General features: G+C 73.2%; 10 protein-coding genes and 1 pseudogene. 10 read left to right on the forward strand and 1 reads right to left on the reverse strand.

Features of this window, described 5'->3' with window-relative positions; all coding sequences use genetic code 11:
• Positions 1 to 94: 94 nt before the first annotated feature.
• Entirely contained in the window at positions 95 to 1,735 is a 1,641-nt protein-coding gene (locus tag ACFYTE_RS26885; protein ID WP_388715416.1) for an MFS transporter, read from the forward strand.
• A 242-nt stretch (positions 1,736 to 1,977) separates the two neighbouring features.
• Here ACFYTE_RS26885 and ACFYTE_RS26890 read toward each other — a convergent pair whose 3' ends face one another.
• Positions 1,978 to 2,397, reverse strand: a complete 420-nt coding sequence (locus ACFYTE_RS26890) for a DUF3151 domain-containing protein (RefSeq protein ID WP_388715419.1) — start codon at positions 2,395 to 2,397, stop codon at positions 1,978 to 1,980.
• A 1,114-nt stretch (positions 2,398 to 3,511) separates the two neighbouring features.
• Between ACFYTE_RS26890 and ACFYTE_RS26895 the strand changes: the two genes are divergently transcribed.
• The 9 genes and pseudogenes from ACFYTE_RS26895 to ACFYTE_RS26935 all read left to right on the forward strand — a co-directional run bounded on the left by ACFYTE_RS26895 (position 3,512) and on the right by ACFYTE_RS26935 (position 13,778).
• The gene (locus ACFYTE_RS26895) at positions 3,512 to 4,360 is read left to right on the forward strand and encodes a tryptophan 2,3-dioxygenase family protein (RefSeq protein WP_388715421.1); all 849 of its coding nucleotides are present in this window, start codon (positions 3,512 to 3,514) and stop codon (positions 4,358 to 4,360) included.
• Positions 4,353 to 5,573, forward strand: a complete 1,221-nt coding sequence (gene kynU, locus ACFYTE_RS26900; RefSeq protein ID WP_388715424.1) for a kynureninase — start codon at positions 4,353 to 4,355, stop codon at positions 5,571 to 5,573. Before ACFYTE_RS26895 ends, kynU begins: the two co-directional genes overlap by 8 nt.
• A 603-nt stretch (positions 5,574 to 6,176) precedes the next feature.
• Entirely contained in the window at positions 6,177 to 7,088 is a 912-nt protein-coding gene (locus ACFYTE_RS26905) for an alpha/beta hydrolase (RefSeq protein WP_388715428.1), read from the forward strand.
• Positions 7,089 to 7,681: 593 nt separating this feature from the next.
• Entirely contained in the window at positions 7,682 to 8,587 is a 906-nt protein-coding gene (locus ACFYTE_RS26910) for an alpha/beta hydrolase (RefSeq protein ID WP_388715701.1), read from the forward strand.
• Positions 8,580 to 9,794, forward strand: a complete 1,215-nt coding sequence (locus ACFYTE_RS26915; protein WP_388715431.1) for an acyltransferase — start codon at positions 8,580 to 8,582, stop codon at positions 9,792 to 9,794. Before ACFYTE_RS26910 ends, ACFYTE_RS26915 begins: the two co-directional genes overlap by 8 nt.
• Before the next feature lie 88 nt (positions 9,795 to 9,882).
• A pseudogene (locus ACFYTE_RS26920) lies at positions 9,883 to 10,260 on the forward strand (LuxR C-terminal-related transcriptional regulator); the annotation flags it as partial.
• Between the two features lie 138 nt (positions 10,261 to 10,398).
• Positions 10,399 to 11,742 (forward strand): sensor histidine kinase, encoded by a 1,344-nt coding sequence (locus tag ACFYTE_RS26925; protein WP_388715434.1) that lies wholly within the window; start codon positions 10,399 to 10,401, stop codon positions 11,740 to 11,742.
• Positions 11,739 to 12,404 (forward strand): response regulator, encoded by a 666-nt coding sequence (locus tag ACFYTE_RS26930; protein ID WP_388715436.1) that lies wholly within the window; start codon positions 11,739 to 11,741, stop codon positions 12,402 to 12,404. The genes ACFYTE_RS26925 and ACFYTE_RS26930 overlap by 4 nt, the downstream gene beginning before the upstream one ends.
• 156 nt (positions 12,405 to 12,560) lie before the next feature.
• Entirely contained in the window at positions 12,561 to 13,778 is a 1,218-nt protein-coding gene (locus ACFYTE_RS26935) for a cytochrome P450 (RefSeq protein WP_388715439.1), read from the forward strand.
• Positions 13,779 to 13,934: the final 156 nt, after the last annotated feature.

Raw genomic sequence — 13,934 nt, forward strand, 5'->3', positions numbered from 1 at the left:
GTCCGCACGGCGGCCGTCGGTGAGACGGCCTCCGGCACGTCCGTTCGGTGAGCCCGGCCCGCCATGGGGGCCGGGCTCGCTGTATACCTGGGACATGCCCGACGTCCGGCTGTCCTCATCGCAGGGCAAGTGGATCCTGCTCACCACGGTGCTCGGATCCAGCATGGCCATGCTGGACTCGACCGTCGTCAATGTGGCGCTGCCGCGCATCGGCCGCGACCTGAATGTGGACCTGGCGGCCCTCCAGTGGACGGTCAACGCGTACATGGTGACGCTGGCCGGGCTGATCCTGCTCGGCGGGTCGCTGGGCGACCGCTACGGCCGGCGCAAGATCTTCGTGATCGGGGTCGTCTGGTTCGCATTGGCCTCCCTGCTGTGCGGGCTCGCTCCCAGCGCCGGTGTCCTCGTCGGTGCCCGCGCCCTCCAGGGCATCGGCGGCGCCCTGCTGACCCCGGGTTCCCTCGCGCTCATCCAGGCGTCCTTCCATCCCGACGACCGGGCCAGGGCGGTCGGCCTGTGGTCCGGGTTCGGCGGCATCGGCGCGGCCGTCGGGCCCTTCCTGGGCGGCTGGCTGGTGGACGGCCCCGGCTGGCGCTGGGTGTTCCTGCTCAACGTTCCGCTGGCGCTGCTGTGCGCCCCCATCGCCGTGCGACACGTCCCCGAGTCCGGGGGACGCGAGTTCCGGCCGGGTGGGGCGGTGGCCGGTGGGGCGGTTGCGGTGGCCGGTGGGGCGGTGGCCGGGGGCCGCGGCACGGCGGGGGATGCCGTGGGCGTCGAGGACGGCGGCCCCGGGGGTGGTCCGGGAGGTGGCTCCGGGGGTGCTCTCGGCCGTTTCGACGTGCTGGGCGCGGCCCTCGGTGCGCTCGCCCTGGCCCTGGTGACGTACGCCCTGATCGAGGCCCGCCAGGGCTCGCTCGTCGTCGCCCTCACGGCGGTGGCGGGAATCGCGGCCGGTGTCGCCTTCGTGTACGTCGAGAAACGCCACCCCGACCCGATGATGCCGCTCGACATCTTCGCGTCCCGGCAGTTCACGGTGGTCAACCTGGTCACGCTGTGCGTCTACGCGGCCTTCGGCGGCTTCTTCTTCCTGACCGCGCTGCAACTCCAGGTCGTGGCGGGCTATTCGCCGCTGCGGGCCGGTACGGCGCTGCTGCCGACCACCGTCCTGATGCTGCTGTTCTCGGCCCGCTCGGGCGCGCTGGCCGACCGTATCGGGCCGCGCATCCCGCTCACCGTCGGGCCGCTGCTCTGCGCGGTCGCGATGCTGCTGATGCTGCGGGTGGGCAAGGGCGCCGACTACCTCACGGACGTGCTGCCCGCGCTGCTGGTCATGGGCGCGGGCATGGTCACCCTGGTGGCCCCGCTCACCGCGACGGTGCTCGCCTCCGTCGACACGATGCGGGCGGGGCTGGCCAGCGGCATCAACAACGCGGCGGCCCGCGCGGCCGGGCTGATCGCCGTGGCCGCGCTGCCGTTGCTGGCCGGGATGGGTCCCGAGGCGTACCGCTCGGCGGACGCCTTCGACGCCTCGTTCCGGCGGGCGATGCCGCTGTGCGCGGCGGTCCTGGTGGTCGGCGCGGTCCTCGCCTTCGCCGCGGTCCGCCGCCCGCCCCCGGACTGCAACCGCCCGCAATGCCGCACCCACGGCAACGTCACGTCCCCACCCCTGGAGACGGGACGGACGCGCGGGGGCGAGATTCCCGGGGACGGGGGGCGGGGGACGGGGATGGGGTGAGGCGGGGGCGTTGGGGGTGGCGGTGAGGCCTGGTGGCCTTGGGTGGTGCGGCGGTGAGATGAGTGGTGGGGGTTGCCGGTGAGGTTGGAGGCGTTGGGGGTGCCGTGAGCCTGGGTCGGCTGTCGTTCACCGGACCTGTGGGGGCGCCGTTCCCGGCGAGCCGGTCGGGCGTGCGTATCCGGGGGGGCGTGGAGGTGGCGGGCCCGTCCGGCGGGGTGCGGCGGGCCCGGTTGGTGGTGCGGTCAGCCGAGGAGTTCCGCGTAGGCCTCGGGGTCGCTGTCGCGCAGGAACTGGCGGCAGCGTTCGGCCTCGTCCTTCTCGCCGATCGCCTCGGCCGCCCGCGCGAGGACGGCCAGGCAGCGCAGGAAGCCCTGGTTGGCGCGGTGACTCCAGGGGATCGGTCCGTGGCCCTTCCAGCCGTTGCGGCGCAGGGCGTCGAGTCCGCGGTGGTAGCCGGTACGGGCGTAGGCGTACGACTCGATCACCCGGCCCGCCGAGAACGCTTCCTCGGCGAGCGCAGCCCACGCCGGTGAGAACGTCGGGTGCTGTGCGGCGACCTCGGCCGCCGGCACGGACTCCGTGACCAGCAGCCGGAAGGCCGCCTCGTTCTCCGGGAGGTAGGTCGGGTCGGGGCCGCCGAGCAGGTTCGTGTGGGTCGTCATGGATGCAGTGTGCCACCGGCGGCCCGGCCCCCGTCCGCCGAGGGCAACCCCACGAACCGCTCCGCGCAGCCGGCCTCGTAGGCGTTCCCCCGCGGGCGGAGTCGCAGGCCGTCCGGCGGGCTGCCCTGGCGGGCGGAGTCGCAGGCCGTCCGGCGGGCTGCCCTGGCGGGCGGAGTCGCAGGCCGTCCCGCGGACAGCCCCGGCCGACGGAGTCGCAGGCGGCCACGCGAAGCCCCCTGCCCAGACGGCCCCGCGGACAGCCCTGTACAGACCTTCTTGCAGACCGCCCGGCGTAGACGGCTTCGTGTAGACGATCCCGCGAACCGCGCCGCGCCGGCGCTCCGCGACGACGGCTCTGGGTAGAGGCCTAGCGACCGGCTCGGTCAGATGGTCCCGCGGATTGCCCTGTGTGGAGGCTTCGCGGGTGGTCCTGCGAGGACGGCTCTGCGTAGGTGGCTTCGTGTGGGAGGTGCCCCGGGTCGTCCTGGCCAGGTGGTCTCGCGGACTGCGCCCCGCTGGCGGCCTAACGAAGGTGGCCTCGTGATCCGGCCCTGGGGAGGGTGCCGACCGCCCTGCCCAAACGGTCCCGCGGACATCCCCGCGTAAACGGCCTGACAGACGGCCCCGCGACCTTGCGTAGACGGCCTTGCAGGCGGTCCCGTATTGACGTCCCGCGGACCGCGCCGCGCTGGTGGCCCCGCGACGACGGCCCTGCGCTGACGGCCTCGCGATTGGCCCAGGCAGACGGTCCCGTAGACGGCGTCGTACAGACGGCTCCGTGCAGCCGGCTCCGTGCAGCCGGCTTCGTACAGACGGCTCCGCAGACCGGTCCGCGACGACGCCCTGCGCAGACGGCCCCGTACAGATCACCCCCGTACAAACAGCCCCGTACGGCCCCCCGTAGACGGCCTCGTGATCGCCTGGGCAGACGGTTCTGTGGGCACCCCTGTGTACACGGCCGCCGGGCCGCCCCCGCGCACGGCCCCCAGACCCCCCGGGTCGGTCGGGCTTGCCGTGGTGTGGGGGATTGCGGAGGATGCCGGTGGGGACCGGGGCCCCCGTGCCGGCATCGGCAGGGGCGGACCGCTACCCGGAGTACAAGCAGGAGACAGCGATGTCCCAACCGGCTCACCCCCTTCCCGAGGCCGCTGAGCCCGAGACCCCGCATCTCGACTTCGCGGGCACGACGCCGTACGAGGACTACGTCAAGGCGGACGTGCTCACCCATCTCCAGCACACCCTCTCCGACGACCCCGGAGAGATGGTCTTCCTGGTCACCACCCAGGTGATGGAGCTGTGGTTCACGGTCGTCGTCCACGAGTGGGAGACGGCGGCCCGGGCGCTGCGCGAGGACCGCGTGCCGGTCGCGATCGACGCGCTGAAGCGGTCCGTACGCGAGCTGGCGGCGCTGAACGCCTCCTGGAAGCCGCTCGCCGCGCTGACCCCGGCCCAGTTCAACGCGTACCGCTCCGCCCTGGGCGAGGGCTCCGGCTTCCAGTCGGCGATGTACCGGCGCATGGAGTTCCTGCTCGGCGAGAAGTCCGCGTCGATGCTCGTCCCGCACCGGGGCGCGCCCCGTGTCCACGCCGAGCTGGAGAAGGCCCTGCACGAGCCGAGCCTGTACGACGAGGTGGTACGGCTCCTCGCGCGCCGCGGCCACGCCATCCCGCGGGAGGTGCTGCAACGGGACGTGTCCGTGCGCCACGAGCCGTCGGAGGCCGTCGAGGCGGCCTGGACGGCGGTCTACTCCGGCGACCAGAACGCCGAACTCGCCCGCCTGGGCGAGGCGTTGACGGACGTGGCCGAACTGGTCTGGCGCTGGCGCAACGACCACCTGGTCGCCACCCGCCGTGCGATGGGCGCCAAGTCCGGCACGGGCGGCTCCGCCGGGGTCGCCTGGCTGGAGAAGCGCGCGCAGAAGAACGTGTTCCCCGAGCTGTGGACGGCGAGGTCCCATGTCTGACACCACCGAACCGGCCGTCACCGCGAAACGGTTGGACGCGGCGGACGAACTCGCCCCGCTGCGCTCCCGTTTCGTCCTCGACGACGTCGTGTACCTGGACGGCAACTCGCTGGGCGCGCTGCCCGCGAACGTCCCGGACCGGGTCGCCGACGTGGTACGCAGGCAGTGGGGTGAACTGCGCATCCGCTCCTGGGAGGAGAGCGGATGGTGGACGGCGCCCGAGCGGATCGGCGACCGGATCGCTCCGCTGGTCGGTGCGGCGCCCGGGCAGATCGTGCTGGGCGACTCGACAAGTGTCAACGTTTTCAAGGCACTTGTGGGCGCCGTCCGGCTGGCCGGTCAGGGGCGGGACGAGATCCTGGTCGACGCGACGACGTTCCCCACGGACGGCTATATCGCCGCGTCCGCGGCCCGGTTGACCGGCCGCACCCTGCGCCCGGTGACCCCGGCGGAGGTGCCGGCGGCCCTGAGCGACCGTACGGCCGCGGTGCTGCTCAACCACGTCGACTACCGCACCGGCCGGCTGCACGACCTGCCCTCGCTCACGGCGGCGGTGCACGCGGCGGGCGCACTGGCGGTGTGGGACCTGTGCCACAGCGCGGGCGCGCTGCCGGTGGGCCTGGACGAGCACGGCGTCGACCTGGCGGTCGGCTGCACGTACAAGTACCTGAACGGCGGCCCGGGCGCACCGGCGTACCTGTATGTGCGCCGCTCCCTCCAGGACCGCTTCGACTCGCCGCTGCCCGGCTGGAACTCCCACGCCGAACCGTTCGGCATGCGCCCGGACTACGAAGCCGCGCCGGGCGCGCTGCGGGGGCGGGTGGGCACCCCGGACGTCCTGTCCATGCTGGCCCTGGAGGCCGCGCTGGACGTGTGGGAGGGGGTGTCGGTGGCGGCGGTGCGGGCCAAGTCCCTGGCCCTGACCGACTTCTTCCTGGAGTGTGTGACGGCGTATGTGCCCCGGGGGCTGGTCGAGTCCCTGACGCCGGCGGCCCATGAGGAGCGGGGCAGCCAGGTGGCCCTGCGCTGCCCGGCCGCCGGGGACGTGATGCAGCGGCTGATCGCTCGCGGGGTGGTGGGGGATTTCCGGCACCCCGACGTCCTCCGTTTCGGCTTCACGCCGTTGTACGTGGGGTTCGCGGACGCGGAGCGGGCGGCCCGGGCGCTGGGGGATGTATTGCGGGAGGTGCGGGGGGAGGCGGCGGCCGGGTAGCGTCCGGGGGCCGGGCACTCATCAACTGGGGTCCCACGTACCAAGGGGCTCAAGCGGAGCCAGCTACCACGAGCCTCAAGCGCAGCCCGGCCACCAAAGGGGCTCAAGCGGAGCCCGGCTACCAAAGGGGCTCACGTGGAGCTTGGCTACCAGGAGGCTCAAGCGCAGCCCGGCTACCAAAGGGGCTCACGGGGAGCTTGGCTACCAGGAGACTCAACCAGGGCCCGGCCATCACGGGGACTTGGCCGAGCCTTGCGCACGACGGGACCCGGTCGAGTCTTGCGCACGACGGGACTAGGTCGAGCCTCGCTTACCACGTGGCTCAACCGGAGCCCCGCGCACCACGGGAACCCGCGCCTTTGGCCCATGGTGTTCGAGGGGCGTGCGGGCCGGGCGGGCGGCGGGGTCGGTGCGCACCGGACTCGGCTTCCGGGCAACCGGTTCGCACCGGTTGCCCGGCTCACGCCATACGGCACCGCTTTGCCCCTCACCGAGCGTGACATCCCCGTGTCCGCGCACGTCACCGGCCTGATACCGTCCCCGCCAACGGCTGCCCAACTCCCCTGGTCCGCCAAATCCGTTACGTCGCTGAGAGGTTGGAGCATGCCGGACGACGCCGCCGCAGCCCGGGCCGCTGCCGAAGAGGAGTCGGCCTTCTCGCACCCGCCCGTCGATCCCGACGCCACAGCCGCGTACGGCGACCACCCCGACCAGGTGATCGACTTCTACGCCCCGCGCGGCACGGAGCCCTCGTCGCCGGGCGTCGGCGCCCCGCTGGTCGTCGTCCTGCACGGAGGGGCCTGGCGCGCGCCGTACGACCGGCGGCATATCACGCCGTTCGCGGACTTCCTGGCCCGCCGCGGCTTCGCCGTCGCCAACGTGGAGTACCGGCGCGGCAACGTGGAATACCGGCGGGGCGGCCCCGCACCGGCCGGGGGCGGCGCGGGTCCGGTCGCGGGTCGCTGGCCGGATACCTTCGACGACGTCGCCGCCGCACTGGACGCCCTGCCCGTGCTGGCCCGCGGGGCGCTTCCGCAGGGCGACCTGCGCCGCACGGTGCTCACCGGCCATTCGGCGGGCGGCCACCTGGCCCTGTGGGCGGCGGCCCGCCATGTGCTGCCGGCGGACTCCCCCTGGCACACGGACCGGCCCGCCGCGCTGCGCGGAGTGGTCGCCCTCGCCCCGATCGCGGACTTCGAGGTGGCGGAGAAGCTGGCCGTCTGCGACAACGCGGTGCGGCAACTGCTGGGCGGGAAGGACGAGTTCACCGCGCGCAGGCCGTACGCCGATCCGGCCCTGCTGCTGCCCACGGGCATCGCGACGACGCTCGTCCAGGGCCGTGCGGACGTGGACGTGCCGCAAGCGGTCGCCGAGGCGTACGCGGATGCGGCGGCCAAGGCGGGCGAGGTGGTGGGCCTGACGCTCCTGGAGGACGTGGGGCACTTCCCGCTGATCGACCCCTCGGCGGACGCGTGCGCGGTGGTGGCGGAGGAGATCGCGCAGCTGGCGTGGTGACATGGGTCCTGGTCCCTCAGGAGAGCCCCTGTCATACCTGTAGTACCTGAGAGCTACAGCGGAGAAGAGCTCTCTGGCGGGACGCGAACGACGGGCCCCGATTTCTAACTTCCTTGTCAGAACGCCCGATGGCCGGGCGGACGGGGAGGAAGACGATGACGGGGCATGGGCCGGGACCGGCCGTGGACCAACGGGAGCGGACCGCCCCGGACGCCGCCGCGTCGGGCGTCGCCGCGCAGGGCGTCGCCGTACCGGACGTTGTTGTGCGGGGCGTTGCTGTGTCGGGCGGTGCCGCGTCGGGCCTTGCTGTTCCGGACCTTGTTGTGTCGGACGCCGCCGTACCTGACGTTGCTGTGCGGGGCGTTGCTGTGTCGGGCGGTGCCGCGTCGGACGTTGCCGCGTCGGGCCTTGCTGTTCCGGACCTTGTTGTGTCGGACGCCGCCGTGCCAGGTGCCGTCGGGCGGGGCGTCGAGGCGTCGGGCGGAGCCGAACCGGGTGCCGACGCGCCGGGCGGAGCCGGGTGGCGGAAGGCAGGGCGATATCGCGGGGCCAGATGGGTACGGGCCCTGCTCGCCGCGCTGATCACCGCCGCCATGGTGGTCCCGCTCTCGGCCGCCGCCCGACCGGAGGTCCCCGCACCGGTCCCGGCCCCGCTCGCCCCGCCGACGGCACGGACGCTGTCCGAGGCGTACGCGGCGAACCGGGCCAACGCCGCGCGGGCCGCCCGCATGGCCGCTGCCCACGGCGACCACCGCCGCGCCGCCGCGGACCGCGCGATAGCCGCTCCCGCCCGCCGGTTCCTCGTCTTCGACGGCCGCGGCTCCGGCCGGGCCACAGAGGTCTTCGGGGATCTCGCCCACGCCGACCGCGTGGCGGTCCTGGTCCCCGGCTCCGACACCTCGATAGACACCTACGACCGCTTCCACCGGGCCGCCGCGGCCCTGTACGGCGCGCTGGCCCGCGGGGCACCTCCGGGCAGCCACCCGGCCGTCCTCGCCTGGCTGGGCTACGACACTCCGGGCACGGTCAGCACCACGGTCCTGACCACCGGCCGCGCCGAACAGGCCGCACCCCGGCTGCGCGCGCTGGTCGGGGACGTGCGGCGTGTCACCGGCGGGCGGGCGCACCTCACCCTGGTGTGCCACTCGTACGGCTCGGTGGTCTGCGGCCGGGCCGCCGCGGGCCTGGACGTCGACGCGCTCGCGCTCGTCGGCAGCCCCGGCACGGGCGCCGACTCGGCCGCGGCGCTGCACACGCCCGCCCGGGTCTGGGCGGCGCGCGGCTCCGGCGACTGGGTGGCCGACGTGCCGCACGTCAGGGCGGAACTGTTCGGCACCACCGTCGGCTTCGGCACCGATCCGGTCTCCCCGGGCTTCGGCGCCCGTGTCTTCGACGCCGCCGACGCCGACCACAGCGGCTACTTCACACCGGGCTCGACCGCGCTGGTCAACCTGGCCCGGATCGCCCTCGGCGAGACGCCGGAGGTGACCCGTGCGTGACGGTCTCCTGCCGACCGCGCTCAAGGGCCTGCGCGAGGGCGCCCTCCGCGTGGACGCGGCCACGCCCGCCACCCGGGACCGCGCGGTCGACGCCCTGCGGGCCTTCGCGATCCTCGGTGTCGTCCTGGGCCACTGGCTGGTCACGGCCCTGGTGGCGGACGGCGGCGCGCTGCACGCGGCGAGCCCGTTGCAGCACATGCCGTGGCTCGCCCCCATTTCCTGGGCCTGCCAGAGCCTCGCCGTCTTCTTCCTGGTGGGCGGTCATGTGGCCACCAGAAGCCACGCGCTGGCCCGGGCCCGCGGCACGACATACGGCCGGTGGCTGCGCGGCCGGCTGTCCCGGCTGTTCCGGCCGGTGATCGCGGTCATAGTGCTCTGGGCGGTCGCGGCGACGGCCCTGCTCCTGCTGGACGCGCCGCTCGACACGGTCCGCACGCTGGTGAAGCTGGCCCTGTCCCCGCTGTGGTTTCTGCTGGTCTTCGCCGCCTTGACGGCGGCGACGCCGCTCGTGGCCCGGCTCAGTCCGCTGTGGCCGCTGGCCGTCGTCCTCCATGTGGACCTGTTCCGCTTCGGCCTGGACGGCGCCCCGTCCTGGCTCGGCTGGGTGAATCTGGCGGCCGGCTGGCTGGTGCCCTACACCCTGGGCGCGGCCTGGACGCGCGGCGAACTGGACGGCCGCCGCGCGGGGCTGGTGCTGTTCGCCGGCGGCGCGGCGGCCACGGCCGCACTGGTCGCGTGGGCCGGATACCCGGCGTCGATGGTGGGCGTCCCCGGCGAGCCGGTCTCCAACCTGGACCCGCCGACCCTGGCGGCGGTCACCTTCGGCCTCGCCCAGTGCGGGCTCGCCCTGCTGCTGCGTGACCCGTTGCGCCGTGCGCTGCGCCGCCCCGTCGCGTGGGCGGCCGTGGCCGTGGTCAACCTCTCCGCGATGACGATCTTCCTCTGGCACCAGACGGCGCTCATGGCGACGACGGCCGTGCTGCTGCCGGCGGGCCGACTGCCCGGTCTGCACACCGCCCCCGACGACCTGGCCTGGGTCGCGGCCCGCCTCGGCTGGCTCCCGGTCTTCGCCCTGGTCATGGCCGTGTGCTGGACGGCCTTCCGGTCCCACGAACAGGGGAGTCACCGATCCCCGCCGCGCCCCTCCCGGGTGATCCGCCGCCACCGTCCCCGCCGCCCCGAATCCGAGGCGGCGCGCGGTGCCTAGGGTGGGTCGGGTGAATCCCGCGTACGCCGACGGCGACAACGCCCCGCAGGGGCCACCCGCAGCCGGCGGCAAGGGCGGCGCCGGGACCGCGGGCGCCTCCGGCTTTCTACTGAAGGACGCCTCCGCGGACAAGCTCGCCGAGGCGGTTAGGGTGGTGGCCGCCGGGGACGCGCTGCTCGCGCCCGGGATCACCCGCCGTCTGATCGCCGAGTTCTCCCGGCTGCGCGGCACCCGTCGTGCCCCGCTGAAACAGCGGGTGGGTGCTCTGACGGAACGGGAGACGGAGGTGTTGGCCCTGATCGCCCAGGGCCTGTCGAACGCGGAGATCGCCGAGCATCTGGTGGTGGCCGAGCAGACCGTGAAGACCCACGTGAGCCGGATCCTGGTGAAGCTGGGCCTGCGCGACCGCACCCAGGCGGCGGTGTTCGCCTACGAGTCGGGCCTGGTCCGTCCCGGAGCCCACTGAAGCGGCTCCCGCTTCAGTGGGCTCCGGGATCCGCCCCGCCGTCGGCCGCAGGAGTGCCCGTAGTACCTGAGACGGATCCCGAATGACCCCTCTCACAGGTGACGCCCCCGGCCCCCGGCCCGGCCTACGGTTTTGTACGTGACCGAGACGACGCACACGCAGACCACACCGGCGGACGGCAGGTACGACGCGTACAAACCGCGCAGCCCGGAGGTCCGGGCGGCGATGGACGCCCTGCGCGGGCTGCGGCAGGACCTGTTCCACGACGCCTTCGCCTACCGCCCGCTGGCCCCCAGGAGCGTAGACGGCCCGATCACCCGACGGCTCTCCGGCCACATGCGGGAGTACGCGTCCTGGACCCCGCACGCGGTGGTGGCCGCGGTAGGCGGGCTGGCGATGCTCATCTCCCTCGGGTACTGCGGCCTCAGCACGTCGGGCCTGCTGTGCGCTCTGTTCACCCTGGGCCCGGTCCTGCTGACACTGGTCCGGCCCGTCGGAGCGTTCTGGCTGTCGTTCCCGGCGTCCACCGCGGTGGCCAGCCTCAGCCCGAACTTGGGCGACTGGCCATGGCTGCCGGGCAGCTTCCTCGCCCATCTGACGGTGCTCACGGTGGTGGCGATCCGCACCCGCCCCCGCACCGCGGCCTGGATGTGGCTGGCGACGGCGGGCTACGGCTTCGTGACCTTCACCGTCCTCGGCGGCTACAGCCCGAACGTCGCCCCCATGCTGCTCCTGTCCGCGCCGATTCTGCTCGCCGTCACCGTCTGGCACATACGCCGCGACGCCGAGCAGGAGGTGACCGCCCAGCAGACGGTGACCGCGCACGAGCGCTCCCGCCGCACCCTGCTGGAGGAGCGCACCACCATCGCCCGCGAACTGCACGACGTGGTCGCCCACCACATGTCGGTGGTCGCCATCCAGGCGGAGGCAGCCCCCTACCGGGTGGAGAACCCGCCGCCGGAGCTGGAGAAGGCCTTCACCACGATCCGGGAGAACGCGGTGGCGGCGCTGACCGAGCTGCGCCGGGTCCTCGGAGTGGTCCGCGCGGAGGACTACGAGGCGCCCGAGACCCCGCAGCCCACGCTCGCCGACCTGGACGCGCTGCTGGCGAACGTGCGGGAGGCGGGGCTGGACGTCGAGAAGGCGGTGACCGGCGCGGTGCGCGAACTCCCGCAGGGCGTGGAGCTGTCGGCGTACCGGATCGTCCAGGAGGCGCTGAGCAACACCCTGCGGCATGCGCCGGGGGCGAGCGCGCGGGTCGAGATCGGCTATGTCCTCGGCGGGCTGGGCCTGCGCATAGTCAACGGCCCGCCGCCCGCGACGGCTCTGGTGAAGCCCTCGCCCGGCGCCGGGCACGGCATCACCGGCATGCGAGAGCGCGTCTCGATGCTGGACGGCGAGATGACGGCGGGCCCGGTCGACGGAGGGTACGAGGTGACGGTGTTCCTGCCGGTCGCGATGGTGAGCGAAGGAGAGGCATGACGATCCGCGTACTGATCGCGGACGACCAGATGATGGTGCGTGAGGGCTTCTCGGTCCTGCTCAACGCGATGCCGGACATCGAGGTCGTCGGCGAGGCCGTCAATGGCCGCGAGGCGGTCGAGCGGGTTCGGGAACTCGCCCCCGACGTGGTGCTGATGGACATCCGGATGCCCGAGCTGAACGGCATCGAGGCGACGCGCGAGATCGTCGCCGCGGACGGCACGTCGAAGGTACTGGTGCTGACCACGTTCGACCTGGACGAGTACGTCTACGAGGCGTTGCGCGCGGGAGCCTCGGGCTTTCTGCTCAAGGACGCCTCCGCCCGGCAACTGGCGGACGGGGTACGGGTGGTGGCGGCCGGCGAGGCGCTGCTCGCCCCCTCCGTCACCAAGCGGCTGATCACGGAGTTCTCCAAGCTGTCCGACGGCCCGCGTCTGACCCCGACCGCGCAGGCGGCGTACGGCGATCTGACCGAACGGGAGACGGAGGTGCTGGTCCTCATAGCCCAGGGCCTGTCCAACGCGGAGATAGCCGAGCGTCTGGTGGTGGCCGAGTCGACGATCAAGACCCACGTGAGCCGGATCCTGGTGAAACTCGGCCTACGCGACCGCACCCAGGCAGCGGTGTTCGCGTACGAAGCGCGGCTGGTGACACCGGGCTGAGGAAGAGGTGACGGTGAGCGCAGGGCGGGCGTCCGTGCTTTCGAGGCGCGTCGTACAGCCACCCTCTCCATGTCCACCGCCTCCTTCGTCGCCCTCATCGATCAGCTGAAGGAACGACCCTGGTCAGAGGGACGGATGCCGGGTTAGCGTCCCGGCATGGCTGCTGTTTCGGACCTCGCTTTCGATCCCTGGGACCAGGCGTTCGTCGCCGACCCCTATCCGGCCTACGCCGAGCTGCGGGAAAAGGGCCGCGTGCACTACTACGAGCCCACGAACCAGTGGCTGGTCCCGCATCACGCGGACGTCGCGACGCTGCTGCGTGACCGGCGGCTCGGCCGGACGTATCAGCACCGGTTCACTCACGAGGAGTTCGGACGCACGGCCCCGCCGCCGGGGCAGGAGCCGTTCCACACGCTGAACGACCACGGGATGCTCGATCTGGAGCCGCCGGACCACACCCGGATCCGGCGGCTGGTGTCGAAGGCGTTCACGCCGCGGACGGTGGAGCGGCTGAAGCCGTATGTGCACGCTCTGGCCGACGAGTTGGTCGCGGCGCTGGTGGCGGCGGGCGGCGGCGATCTGCTGGCGGACGTCGCGGAGCCGCTGCCGGTCGCGGTGATCGCCGAGATGCTGGGCATCCCGGAGTCGGACCGTGCACAGCTGAGGCCCTGGTCGGCGGACATCTGCGGCATGTACGAGCTGAACCCGTCCGAGGAGACGGCGGCGAGGGCGGTGCGGGCGTCGGTCGAGTTCTCGGAGTATCTGCGGGAGCTGATCGCCGCCCGCCGCAGGGAGCCGGGCGAGGATCTGGTCTCCGGGCTGATCGCGGCCCACGACGAGGGTGACCGGCTGACCGAGCAGGAGATGATCTCGACGGCGGTCCTGCTGCTGAACGCCGGCCACGAGGCGACGGTCAACGCCACGGTGAACGGCTGGTGGGCGCTGTTCCGCAACCCGGACCAGCTGGCCGCGCTCCGCGCCGACCGCTCCCTCGTGCCGTCCGCGGTGGAGGAGCTGATGCGCTACGACACCCCGCTCCAGCTCTTCGAGCGCTGGGTGCTGGACGAGATCGAGATCGACGGCACGACGATCCCGCGGGGTGCGGAGATCGCCATGCTCTTCGGTTCCGCCAACCACGACCCGGCCGTCTTCGCGGCCCCCGACCGCCTGGACCTCACCCGCGACGACAACCCGCACATCTCCTTCAGCGCCGGCATCCACTACTGCATCGGCGCCCCGCTGGCCCGGATCGAGCTGGCGGCCTCCATGACCGCGCTGCTGGAGCGGGCCCCGACGCTCGCCCTGGCAAACGAACTCGAGCGAAAGCCGAACTTCGTGATCCGCGGCCTGAAGGGACTGATCGTCACCATCTAACCCACGAACGGCACACCGGTGCACAGGAAACTGCGCGCCCGGCCACATCACAGCGGCACTCGTCCACCGCCGTGCCGTGTCACGGCGAGTGTTGGTCCTGGGCGTGATGGCGCGGGGTTGTGGTGGCGCCCTGAAGGGGCGCGGGGAACTGCGCGC

The organism is Streptomyces sp. NPDC004629, from assembly GCF_042873595.1.
Classification (GTDB): domain Bacteria; phylum Actinomycetota; class Actinomycetes; order Streptomycetales; family Streptomycetaceae; genus Streptomyces.

Excerpts from the sequence above, each read along its gene's own strand:
- ACFYTE_RS26930 (WP_388715436.1), top strand. The coding sequence starts at position 11,739 with ATGACGATCCGCGTACTGATCGCGGACGACCAGATGATGGTGCGTGAG.
- ACFYTE_RS26890 (WP_388715419.1), bottom strand. The coding sequence starts at position 2,397 with ATGACGACCCACACGAACCTGCTCGGCGGCCCCGACCCGACCTACCTC.
- ACFYTE_RS26895 (WP_388715421.1), top strand. The coding sequence starts at position 3,512 with ATGTCCCAACCGGCTCACCCCCTTCCCGAGGCCGCTGAGCCCGAGACC.
- ACFYTE_RS26935 (WP_388715439.1), top strand. The coding sequence starts at position 12,561 with ATGGCTGCTGTTTCGGACCTCGCTTTCGATCCCTGGGACCAGGCGTTC.
- ACFYTE_RS26885 (WP_388715416.1), top strand. The coding sequence starts at position 95 with ATGCCCGACGTCCGGCTGTCCTCATCGCAGGGCAAGTGGATCCTGCTC.
- ACFYTE_RS26910 (WP_388715701.1), top strand. The coding sequence starts at position 7,682 with ATGGTGGTCCCGCTCTCGGCCGCCGCCCGACCGGAGGTCCCCGCACCG.
- kynU (WP_388715424.1), top strand. The coding sequence starts at position 4,353 with ATGTCTGACACCACCGAACCGGCCGTCACCGCGAAACGGTTGGACGCG.
- ACFYTE_RS26905 (WP_388715428.1), top strand. The coding sequence starts at position 6,177 with ATGCCGGACGACGCCGCCGCAGCCCGGGCCGCTGCCGAAGAGGAGTCG.